We start from the raw sequence: 12224 nt of genomic DNA, 5'->3' as shown, positions 1-12224 counted from the left end.
CTTGTATGTATTCGATTCGATAACTAGCAAAGGTTTTCATGATTGTTGAGTTTCTAGAAACTATGTTATTCTGGTCTAACGCTAATAATCAACTAATTGTAATATAAAATGATTATACTTTATGCTGATAGATGTTTAAGTAAAGTCTTTTATCCTAGGAAAAGGACTTGGAAAAAATTCCTAGGCAAGGATACATAGTAAGTGTTTATATTGCTTTTCATGAATTATATTTCTGCTTATTAAATAAAATTCCGTACACTACAATAAATAGGTTTTTTTAATGATTGCCATTACTGCAAATACCAGTTGGTATCTCTATAATTTTAGACAGAATACGATTAAAAGCCTTATCGATGATGGATATGAAGTACTGGCTATCTCACCTATGGATGAGTATTCAGAACGGTTAGAGAAACTAGGGTGTACATTCATAGATATAAATATTGATCAGGGAGGGACTAATCCTTTTAAAGATGTCAAAACCATAATAAATTTTTATAAGATATTAAAGAAATACCATATTCAATGTATACTTAACTTTACCCCCAAAAATAATATCTATGGCACCCTAGCGGCTTCATATTTGAAAATACAATCGATTAATAATATTGCAGGTCTAGGTACTTTATTCATAGAGGAAAATATTTCTTCCAAAATAGCTAGGCTACTTTATAAAATAAGCCAAAAAAATGCTACTAAGATTTTTTTCCAAAATGAAGATGACAGGAATATTTTTTTAAGCTGTGGTTACACTAGAAAAGAAATAACTGATAGGTTACCAGGGTCGGGGGTTGATTTAACTCGATTCACAGTTTGTCCAGCTCCGAATGATAATGTTGTGCGATTTTTATTGATAGCTAGAATGTTATATGAAAAAGGTATCGGACACTATATTGAGGCTGCAAGAGTATTAAAACAAAAATATAACCAGTCGGTTGAGTTTCGACTGCTTGGATTTTTGGGAGTAAACAATCCATCTGCTGTTTCCGAAGCTGAAATGCAATCGTGGGTATCTGAGGGGATAGTAACCTATTTAGGCATTTCGGATACCGTAGAGCAAGAGATTGCTCAAGTTGATTGCATGGTATTGCCTTCTTATTATCGTGAGGGGGTTCCTAAGTCTTTACTTGAATCTGGCGCTATGGGCAAACCGATAGTGACGACTGATAATGTAGGATGTAGGGAAACAGTAGATCATGGTGTTAACGGTTTTTTGTGTCAGCCTCGTTCGACGGAAAGTTTGGTATCAGCTATGGAATTGATTATTCAGATGTCCCATGAAGAGCGTTTAGAGATGGGACTGGCGAGTCGTAATAAAATGGCACGTGAATTCAATGAAAAAATCATTATTGATAAATATCTTCTTGCTGTGAAGGATTGTCTCAACGATAAAAATTAATTTCATATTAAGCATTCTAAAAAAATCTGTCAAAATTAATTTTAATGATTGTATACTGTGCAAATTGTTCTGAATGTTAATTTATGAATTTGAACTTCTATTATAAATAAATGGCTCTATTTTATCGTATAAGATTACGGTTTGAATTGTACATGTTTTCTTTTAATGAAAGTTAAAATACAGGAGTTCTTACGAACCATGACATATATTTCATTTGATATCTTTATTGCCACACGGATCACATTTTTTGTGAGTTCAATATAAGAACTATTGATATCACCAGACAGGAGTAAAGAATGTCCAAGCAACAAATCGGCGTTGTCGGAATGGCTGTAATGGGGCGCAATCTGGCGCTGAATATCGAAAGCCGCGGTTATACTGTGTCTATTTTTAACCGCTCCAGCGATAAGACCGAAGAAGTCGTTGCCGAGAACCCGGGTAAAAAACTGGTTCCTTACTATACGGTTAAAGAGTTTGTTGAGTCTCTGGAAACCCCACGCCGTATCCTGTTGATGGTGAAAGCGGGCGCAGGTACTGACAGCGCGATTGATTCCCTGAAACCTTTCCTTGAAAAAGGCGACATCATTATTGATGGCGGTAACACCTTCTTCCAGGACACCATTCGTCGTAACCGTGAACTGTCTGCTGAAGGCTTTAACTTTATCGGTACAGGTGTTTCCGGTGGTGAAGAGGGCGCATTAAAAGGGCCTTCAATCATGCCGGGTGGACAGAAACACGCCTATGAGCTGGTTGCCCCGATCCTGACCAAGATTGCTGCTGTTGCTGAAGACGGTGAGCCATGCGTGACCTATATTGGTCCGGACGGCGCGGGTCACTATGTGAAGATGGTGCATAACGGTATCGAGTATGGCGATATGCAGCTGATCGCAGAAGCTTACTCCCTGCTGAAACACGGTCTGGGTCTGTCCAATGAAGAGCTGGCAACCACCTTTACCGAGTGGAACCAGGGCGAGCTGAGCAGCTACCTGATCGACATCACCAAAGATATCTTCACCAAAAAAGATGAAGACGGCACCTACCTGGTTGATGTGATTCTGGATGAAGCCGCGAACAAAGGCACCGGTAAATGGACCAGCCAGAGTTCACTGGACTTAGGTGAGCCGCTGTCACTGATCACCGAATCCGTCTTTGCCCGTTATATCTCCTCGCTGAAAGATCAGCGCGTTGCTGCTTCTAAAGTGCTGAGCGGTCCACAGGTTAAAGCCGTTGAAGGCGATAAAGCTGAGTTCGGCGAGAAAGTACGTCGCGCCCTTTACCTGGGTAAAATCGTTTCTTACGCACAGGGCTTCTCTCAGCTGCGCGCTGCGTCTGAAGAGCACAACTGGGATCTGAACTACGGTGAAATCGCGAAGATTTTCCGCGAGGGTTGCATTATTCGTGCCCAGTTCCTGCAGAAAATCACCGATGCCTATGCGCAGAACCCGGCGATTGCTAACCTGCTGCTGGCACCGTACTTTAAGAATATAGCTGATGAGTACCAGCAGGCGCTGCGTGACGTTGTGGCTTACGCTGTACAGAACGGTATCCCGGTACCGACCTTCGCTGCCGCAATCACTTACTACGACAGCTACCGTGCTGCGGTCCTGCCTGCTAACCTGATCCAGGCGCAGCGTGACTACTTCGGGGCGCATACTTACAAGCGTACTGATAAAGAAGGTGTGTTCCACACCGAGTGGCTGCAAGACTAGAAGTAGTATTTTGCTGCAATAAGGCCCGGCTTTGCCGGGCTATTTTTTCGTATCGAAATAAATAACATTATCATCTACTATCTCATATTTCTCAGTGATGGTTATTCATTTCTATATCATTCTCAGGCTACTCATCTTGAAATATAGTAATAACTGGCGTTAAATATCGTCATTGTTATTATTGATGTTAGCTTTATGTTATCTATCCCCCTAATTTTATAAGTGAACAGAATGAAAATTGCTATTGCCGGTACCGGCTACGTAGGTCTGTCAAACGGTATTCTGATTGCTCAGAATCACGAAGTGGTTGCGTTAGATATTGTCCCGGCTAAAGTCGAATTGCTGAATAATAAGCGTTCGCCTATTGCGGATAAAGAGCTTGAGTCTTATCTGGCCAATAAACCGCTTAACTTTCGGGCAACCACAGATAAAGAAGATGCCTATATTGGTGCGGATTATGTGATTATCGCCACCCCGACGGACTACGACCCTAAGACCAACTACTTTAATACCAATAGCGTTGAGTCGGTGATTAAAGATGTGATGGCTATTAACCCAACCGCGGTGATGGTGATTAAGTCAACTATCCCGGTTGGTTTCACCCAGAGTATGAAAGAAAAATTGGGTACCGATAACCTGTTCTTCTCGCCAGAGTTTCTGCGTGAAGGCCGGGCATTGTACGATAACCTGCATCCTTCCCGTATCGTGATTGGTGAGCGATCAGAGCGTGCCGAGCGTTTTGCCGCGCTGTTACAGGAAGGGGCTATTAAGCAGAATATCAATGTTCTGTTTACTGACTCAACCGAAGCAGAAGCCATTAAACTGTTTGCTAATACCTATCTGGCAATGCGCGTTGCCTATTTTAACGAGCTGGATAGCTATGCGGAAAGCCTGGGGCTGAATAGTAAGCAGATTATTGAAGGGGTTAGTCTCGATCCTCGGATTGGAACTCACTATAACAACCCTTCCTTTGGCTATGGCGGCTACTGCTTACCGAAAGACACCAAGCAGCTGCTGGCTAACTACCAGTCGGTACCCAATAACCTGATTTCGGCTATTGTTGATGCCAACCGTACCCGTAAAGACTTTATTGCCGACTCGATTTTGTCGCGTCAGCCTAAAGTGGTGGGCGTTTATCGTTTAATTATGAAAACGGACTCTGATAACTTCCGTGCTTCATCGATTCAGGGCATTATGAAGCGCATTAAAGCCAAAGGGGTTCAGGTTATTATTTATGAACCAGTGATGAAAGAAGATGAGTTTTTCCACTCCAGAGTTGTTCGTGATTTGGATGTATTTAAACAAGAGTCAGATGTCATTATCTCGAATCGTATGGCTGAAGAGTTATTAGATGTGGCTGATAAGGTTTATACTCGCGATCTATTCGGAAATGATTAACTTCGATTAAATATAAGCATATTTTCGTCATTCTTTTTAAAGCCTAGCTATCTAGGCTTTTTGTTTATTTTCTGCTTTTTTTATGCCAGAAATATACAATCAGATAAAAAAACAATTGATCATGTTAACATCAGTGTTGGTTTAGAGGAGTGATATTCGTATCATATAAGATTCTAATCAATAAATTTATTGTCGACAGACAATTTATTTTTCCCAGGGGGTATGTTGCAAATATTAAACTAACCTTATTAAGGCAGAACTCAAATGTCTTATATAAAATAACTAGTACACGGTTAGGCGTTCTATAGTGTTCCGTAAGTTTTATCTATTAAAATAGAATTGATTACTAAAACAACAAAGTTTATTATAAAACATCATGCAAGGTTGAAAATGCTGAATACAAATCGGTTTCGTTATGATATCAATGGGCTTAGAGCTTATGCCGTACTTTTAGTTGTCCTTTATCATTTTCAAATTGTTGGCTTTTCCGCTGGCTTCATTGGTGTGGACATTTTTTTTGTAATATCTGGTTACTTGATGACTAAAATTATTACTGACGGTATTATCAAAGGAAAGTTATCAATATGGAAATTTTATTTAGCTCGAGGAATTAGAATTATACCGGCTTTATTGTTGCTAACGCTAACAATGGCTTTAATAGGATGGTTTTTAATAATCCCTGAAGAATACACAATTTACGGCAAGCATGCAGTTTCAAGTATTACTTTTTTATCAAATATCTTTTATTGGAAGGAATCTGGAGGGTATTTTTCTCCTGCTGCTCATGATAACATCCTCCTTCATACTTGGTCTCTATCGGTAGAGTGGCAATTCTACATAATTCTTCCAATTGTTCTCTTATGTATAAGTAAAATAAAAAAAGATAGAAGCATTCTTAATTTAGTTATTTTATTAGGCTTCATTATATCATTGATTCTTTCTTATAAGATCAGTCAGTATAAACCAACGGTGGCATTTTATACAATTCCAACTAGAGCCTGGGAGATGCTTGCTGGTGGATTAGTTTATGCTTACTTTAGCAATATTATCATTAGCGAAATATTCAAAAAATTAATTGAGGTTACTGGATTTTCTCTTATTATAATAAGTCTTATTATATTTGATTCTACCACCGTATGGCCTGGTATTAATGCTGCATTACCGGTTTTTGGTTCTATGCTTATTTTAGTATCGAATAGAGTTAACTCGATATTTACAAAACCTAATGTACTTCAATTTATTGGTAGTTCATCATATTCGATTTATTTATGGCACTGGCCCATTATATTTTTTATACTGTACTTCAGTATGGAAAACAATAGCTTTATTCTGGGGGCTGGGATTGCTAGTTCTATTGTTATAGGCTGGGTGAGTTATCGCTTTGTTGAAACACCAACTCGTAGTTATTTGACAAATATCTCATCACGAAAGAGTTGTGCTATTTTGATGATGACCACAATCTCATTAACATTGGTTTTTACATTAATTATATTGACTAATGGTTTTCCTGGGAGGGCTAATCAAGATTATTATATTAAGAGTAAGGATATCGCTATGCCATTACCAAGTAACGGTTGGTGTTTCTATAGTATAGATACGATTAGGTCTCTTACTGTAGGAGAGAATGGTCTTAATTGTTATGTTGGTAAGTCTAAGGATTTCAAACATAAAGCTTTACTTTTTGGTGATTCGTTTGCAGGTCATAACATTCCATTTTGGGATATTATTGGGAAAAAATTAGAGACACAGATTCATTCTGTTACAACAAATTGGTGTTACCCAGCATTAGATGATGAATTCACAGGTAGAAAATCATCACCAGCATATGAACAATGTAAATTTAACAGAGGCTATTTATCTGAAAATATGCAAAAGTACGATTATTTGATTTTTTCTGGTATGTGGGATAGTGTAAACAAAAAGAATCAGATGAACAGTTTTGATTTTTTATTAGCTGAGGCAAATAAGCTTAACATTCCAGTAATAATTATGGCTTCTCCATATTCTTTTAGTAGGAATATTGGCAATCTATATAAAAATTCCATTTGGAATAGTAAGACTTTTAATATATCTAACTATATTAATGATGATTATGACTCTTCTAGAAAACAATCTAATTCATTAGTTGAGATTATTTCAAAAAAATACAAAAATGTAATTTTCCTAAATGAAAATGAACTTTATTCAAACGATCATTTAACTGAACGAGGTTATCCATACAGTATTGATGGTGATCATTTGAGTATATTGGGTTCTAAGTCATCAGCAAAATATTTTGAGAAAACTACAAAATTTAAAGAGTTACAGGAAAAAATCAATTAAGATGATATGTAATTTATTATTATGGTATTTTAGGAGTCAAAGAATTTTAATATATCATAAAGATAGATAGCCATAATGTTGATTAGTTCACAAATAATAAATTCAAGATAGTAGCATTGCCCTAAAAGATTATTTTGATGTCTAGTGAGATTTTTTAGATTCAAAATACTAAATGGCAAGATTTCAGTGCTGCCTATTATCTAATGAATTTATTCTGTTTGTAATTATATCCAGTCATAAAAAATGACTTGGTTAATCATGTAGTATTCTTTTGATAGTACTCTTATGAAGCACCAAAGAGTTACTATTATCGCTTGCTGGACAAATACTATTATCAGATTTGTTATATTGAATTACGTAGAAATATGATATTGAAATGTTGTGAGTGAGATGAAATTTTGCATGCTTACACAATTTATATTGAATCAATCTAACCCTTCAGGCTATTAGATATTTATAACTCTAATGAGAAAATATGAAATTCAGACATGACATTAATGGGTTAAGAGCTATAGCTGTAATTGCTGTAGTATTATTTCATTTTAAACCAACTTGGATTCCTGGTGGCTTTGCTGGTGTTGATGTTTTTTTTGTTATTTCAGGTTACTTAATGACTGCAATAATATTTAAAGGAATTGAAGCGAATCAGTTTAACTTAATTAAATTTTATAGTGATCGTGCAAATAGAATTATCCCAGCCCTTGCGGTTGTATGTGTCTTTTTGCTCTTGTTTTCCTATTTTTTCATTAATGTCTTAGACCAAATAGATATTCATAGACACGTTAATGGGAGTTTGGGATTTTTTTCTAACTTCATTTATCTTAGGGAATCTGGATATTTTGATGTTACTTCACATGAAAAGTGGTTACTTCATACTTGGTCACTTTCTGTTGAATGGCAATTTTATATTTTCTATCCAATAGCTCTTATCATATTGAAGCGGTTTGTTTCTTTATCTAATTTGAAAATATTCGTTTTTATTGGAACGGTTATAAGTTTAGTTATAAGTATAATAGTCACTATAAAATGGCCTACTATTGCTTACTACTCACTCCCAACTAGAGCATGGGAAATGATGATAGGTGGATTAGCTTTTCTTTATCCTTTACATTCATCTAAAAAGCTGAATAATTACTATGAGCTTATCGGTATTAGTCTCATAATAGGTTCATATTTTTTAGCATCAAGTGATACAGCATGGCCGGGATATCTTGCTTTATTTCCTGTGGTTGGCGCTTATTTAATGATTATAGCCAATAAACAGGAAAGTGTAATTACTAATAATATACTCTTCCAATATATTGGAAAGTGGTCATATTCCATTTATTTGTGGCATTGGCCAATAGTTATTTTTGGATTTTATTTTTCAATTAACAATTGGTATTTGTTCGGAATGCCTCTTTCGGTTTTGATGGGTTTTCTAAGTTATCAGATAATTGAAAATAAAAGATATTCATCTGTAATGAAATTTTCAGATGTTTTAAAATTCAAACCTTTCCTATATTTAATTAGCGTATTCATTCTTGGTTATGTGTTATCTATGACTAATGGATTAAATAGTTTGCCAGATGAGTATAAATTAACTAAAAGACAAATTAGAGATCAGTATGAAGGCCATATGGGACTTTATGGAAAAGGTTCAGAACCTGTCTATATAAATTCAAACAAAAAAGATTTTGATTTTATTTTAATAGGAGATAGTTTTGCTAGGCATTACTATTCCTTCCTTAAAACAAATGGTTTTAAAGTTGTCAGCTTTGCAGTCAATGGTTGTTATTCCACTCGTGATTTTTATAACGAGAATAATTCGTTGTGTGAAAATAGATACGATGATGTTTTAGAGTTCATAAAGAATAATAAAAATAAAATTGTTATTATATCGCAAAACTGGAATAGATCTGGTTTTAAAATGTTCAATAGAAATTCCAATGAAAAAACTATAATCAATGAAGATACTATTGTTGAACAACTTGGTGAGTTTATAAGTATAATTAATCAGAATGGAAGTGCAGTCTATGTTATTGGTAATGATCAAGGTGCAGATGTCATTCCATTTAAAGCTATGGCCGAAAAATTTCTCTCTGGCGAAAGTATTATTGATATAAAAGAGGCTAGAAAAAATAATCCAATGGGGAATATTTTAGATGCGAATGTTTCAAACCTAAATTATCATTTTTTAGATATTTCTGAATCATTGTGTGATGCAGAAAACTGTTTTACAGTAAAAGATGGACAATCTATTTACACTGATCATGGTCATTTGTCTAAATTTGGTTCTAATATTGTAGGGTCTAAAATATTTAATAATTTTAAATGATGATTTAAAATCATTGTTGATGTTACAATTCCGCTTTAATCATGAGTTAAACGTAGGCATTATAGTAAATATTTGTATTCTTCATGGTTAAATAAATGCTTATTTGAGTATTTAAAATGTATTATAAAGTTGATTTTCTTTGGGGTTTTACAATTATAATATTTAAAATATTCTTCTATCATTAAATACGTAACACTATATTGTTATCTATATATCTGAATAATCTTGGATAGAAAACTGATTGTGTATTGATGGTGAAAAATGGTTATGTAAATTCATGTTTTCCACTATCTTTAAATGGTATAACTATAATGAGGTTTTCTACTTTAACATCAGGGAAAGGTCACGGGAGGTGCTTTTTTATACAATAAATCGTGTGTTTATTGTTAGATTATAAAGGACAATCATTCAGTGATATTTCAACAGAACTAAATGTGAACAAATCTTTTTAATTAAAAAGCAAATGGAAGTGGTGTATTGAATCTTGTATGTTTAATGAAACATATCACTATTATCCTGGATTTTTTGCATTCATGTGAAATTAAGAATAAATTATCTTATATTTTTCTTCTCAATATTTTTTCTATTACCTCAGGTTCGGATGGGATAAGATATTGAGGATTTTGGACGTGTTCATCTGGATTTTTTGAAATTCTACGGCGATTTTGAAAATGGCATTCCTGTACATGATATGATAGTCAGAGTAGTGAGTAATATAAGCTCTAATAAATTCCACGTATGTTTATTCACTAGATGAAAGAATGTCATACAGTCGATGAAGACGTTATTGTGAACGATGGTAAAACACTACGTAGATCTTATGATAAATGTAGAAGATGCATAGTAATACATGTTGTCAATGCATTTTCTATCATGATTGGTTTTACCCCCGGCAAGTTAAAAACGGCAGAAAAGAGTAATGAAAAAACGGTGATGTTTGAGTTACTAAAAATACTCAATTTGAAAGGTAAAATCGTCAAGACAGACGCAATGGGATGTCAGTAAAATATAGTTGAAAAGATCTTTAAGGGGGGAGGCAGTTATCCGCTGTCTGTAAAAGAAAATCAGCGTAAATTATACCCAGCATTATAAGACATATTTCCAGCCAAATACATAAATTATCCGCAATTTGAAAGTTTTGTGACGTAAGAAAAAAGTCATGGAAGGCATGAAACCAGATTTTATATAGTTAGTGATATCCCGGATAAACTGATTGATTTTACCGTTGCCTGGAAAATTTATAGAAGGTGGGCATGGCAGGTTATTTTAGCGCGGAAATAATAAATGACGATAAAGAACCCAAAAGGTCCCTTCATTATTATATTAACTCATCGAATATTTTTGCAGAGAGATTTACCTTAGCGATGCGAGGGTATCGGGCGGTAGAGACAAGATTACACTGGTATTTAGATGCAGGAATGAGTGAAGACAATTGCTGAATATGAAGAAGATATGCCACGGAATTATTTTGAGGGCTAGACTTATAGTAGTAAATATTCCATCGGGAAATAAAGATTTTAAGGCAGAACTACGCAGTACCACTATGGCCAATAAGTACCTTACATCAACCTTTGCGAGCTGCCGGTCTCGTAATCTCTCATTGGGATGCAGCTTTTTTATATTTGCATAGCTGACAGTATTAATGCATCCTTGCATTTTGTTTCCATTCTTTTCTATGTGTTCAATTTTAACTTATTGCAAATTAAACATTGTAATATCCACGATACCAGGCGACAAAGTTTTTCACTCCCTCTTTTACCGAAGTTTTTGGCTTAAATCCTATCACTTCATACAGTGCTGCCGTATCGGCGCTGGTCTCATGCACATCACCCGGCTGCATTGGCATCATATTTTTTTCAGCTTTAATATCCAGCGCTTCTTCCAGGGCAGTAATATAATCCATTAATTCAACCGGTGAACTATTGCCTATATTATAAACCGAGTAGGGGGCGGAGCTGGATGCGGGTGAGCCAGTTTCTACTGTCCATGCATCATTTTTCTGGGGGATTACATCTTGCAGACGAACAATAGCTTCAACGATATCATCGATATAGGTGAAGTCTCTTTTCATCTTCCCGTAGTTGTACACATCTATAGGTTTACCTTCCAGCATCGCTTTCGTGAATTTAAATAGTGCCATATCCGGGCGGCCCCAGGGGCCATAGACGGTAAAGAAACGCAAACCTGTAGTGGGTAAATTATAGAGGTGGGAGTAGGTATGCGACATCAGTTCATTGGCTTTCTTAGTTGCCGCATATAAGGAAACCGGGTGATCTACTGAGTCATCGGTAGAAAACGGCATCTTACGATTCAGGCCATAAACCGAGCTTGAAGAGGCATATAACAGATGAGCAACCTTATTATGGCGGCAGCCTTCCAGTATATTTAAATGCCCTATCAGATTAGCCTGAGCATAAGCATGGGGGTTTTCTAAAGAATATCTTACCCCTGCTTGAGCTGCGAGATGAATCACACGATCAAATTTCTCATTGCTGAACAGTTCAGCCATATTCTCTTTATCAGCTAACTCGATCGGGTAGAAAGAAAATCCCTCATTCGATATCGCATCAAGACGAGCCTGTTTTAGCGTTATATCGTAATAACTGTTCAGGTTATCGATACCGACTACCTGATGTCCCATATCCAGAAGGCGTTGGCTTACCTGCGAGCCAATAAAGCCAGCAGCACCCGTGACCAGAAATTTCATACTGCTCCTTTTAAGATTCATATTATTCTTTGATGCACATATGGCTTCTATAATACCGCTATCTGTTCCATAAGCAAAATCACGATATTATTACAGCACTCTAATAAAGAGCCTGTTGATAGGGCTACACTGGTAACATATGTTATCATTCAAACATAATTAGGATTCTAACTCTAGAAGTAATACCTTTAACAGGTGATTATTCTGAGTTAAAATAATTTTTGTCTTTAATTCATCGAGTTTATATTGGCTTGTTAGTCAGTTAGGTTGCTTAAAAGATCGCCATGTAACCAGGAAAAACCTGATTAATCAAGAATTCCGTCTACTATTCGAGAATCATTTAAGAAAACCTGTAGCATCACAGACAGTCTA

8 protein-coding genes are annotated in these 12224 nt (G+C 35.8%); 7 read left to right on the top strand and 1 reads right to left on the bottom strand.

Features of this window, described 5'->3' with window-relative positions; genetic code table 11:
• The first annotated feature begins 280 nt into the window (after positions 1-280).
• The 7 genes from M2387_RS05245 (at position 281) to M2387_RS25880 (ending at position 10150) form a co-directional block, all read left to right on the top strand.
• Positions 281-1399, top strand: a complete 1119-nt coding sequence (locus tag M2387_RS05245) for a glycosyltransferase family 4 protein (protein WP_259047613.1) — start codon at positions 281-283, stop codon at positions 1397-1399.
• A gap of 296 nt (positions 1400-1695) precedes the next feature.
• Entirely contained in the window at positions 1696-3108 is a 1413-nt protein-coding gene (gene gndA, locus M2387_RS05240; protein ID WP_259047612.1) for an NADP-dependent phosphogluconate dehydrogenase, read from the top strand.
• Between the two features lie 231 nt (positions 3109-3339).
• Complete coding sequence (gene ugd, locus M2387_RS05235) at positions 3340-4506, top strand: UDP-glucose 6-dehydrogenase (protein WP_259047611.1); 1167 nt, start codon at positions 3340-3342, stop codon at positions 4504-4506.
• A gap of 390 nt (positions 4507-4896) precedes the next feature.
• Positions 4897-6828, top strand: coding sequence for an acyltransferase family protein (locus tag M2387_RS05230; protein ID WP_259047610.1), 1932 nt, complete (start codon positions 4897-4899; stop codon positions 6826-6828).
• 475 nt (positions 6829-7303) lie between these two features.
• Positions 7304-9145, top strand: a complete 1842-nt coding sequence (locus M2387_RS05225) for an acyltransferase family protein (RefSeq protein WP_259047609.1) — start codon at positions 7304-7306, stop codon at positions 9143-9145.
• Between the two features lie 613 nt (positions 9146-9758).
• Positions 9759-9902, top strand: coding sequence for a hypothetical protein (locus M2387_RS25885; protein ID WP_409039528.1), 144 nt, complete (start codon positions 9759-9761; stop codon positions 9900-9902).
• Positions 9899-10150, top strand: coding sequence for an ISAs1 family transposase (locus M2387_RS25880; RefSeq protein ID WP_409039424.1), 252 nt, complete (start codon positions 9899-9901; stop codon positions 10148-10150). Before M2387_RS25885 ends, M2387_RS25880 begins: the two co-directional genes overlap by 4 nt.
• 697 nt (positions 10151-10847) lie before the next feature.
• Here M2387_RS25880 and M2387_RS05220 read toward each other — a convergent pair.
• The gene (locus tag M2387_RS05220) at positions 10848-11852 is read right to left on the bottom strand and encodes an NAD-dependent epimerase (RefSeq protein ID WP_259047608.1); all 1005 of its coding nucleotides are present in this window, start codon (positions 11850-11852) and stop codon (positions 10848-10850) included.
• Between the last annotated feature and the right edge of the window lie 372 nt (positions 11853-12224).

The sequence above is a fragment of the Klebsiella sp. BIGb0407 genome, assembly GCF_024807845.1.
Lineage (GTDB): Bacteria > Pseudomonadota > Gammaproteobacteria > Enterobacterales > Enterobacteriaceae > JGM124.
The sequence above is the reverse complement of the archived record's forward strand: the minus strand, read 5'-3'. Positions and strand labels throughout refer to the sequence as shown.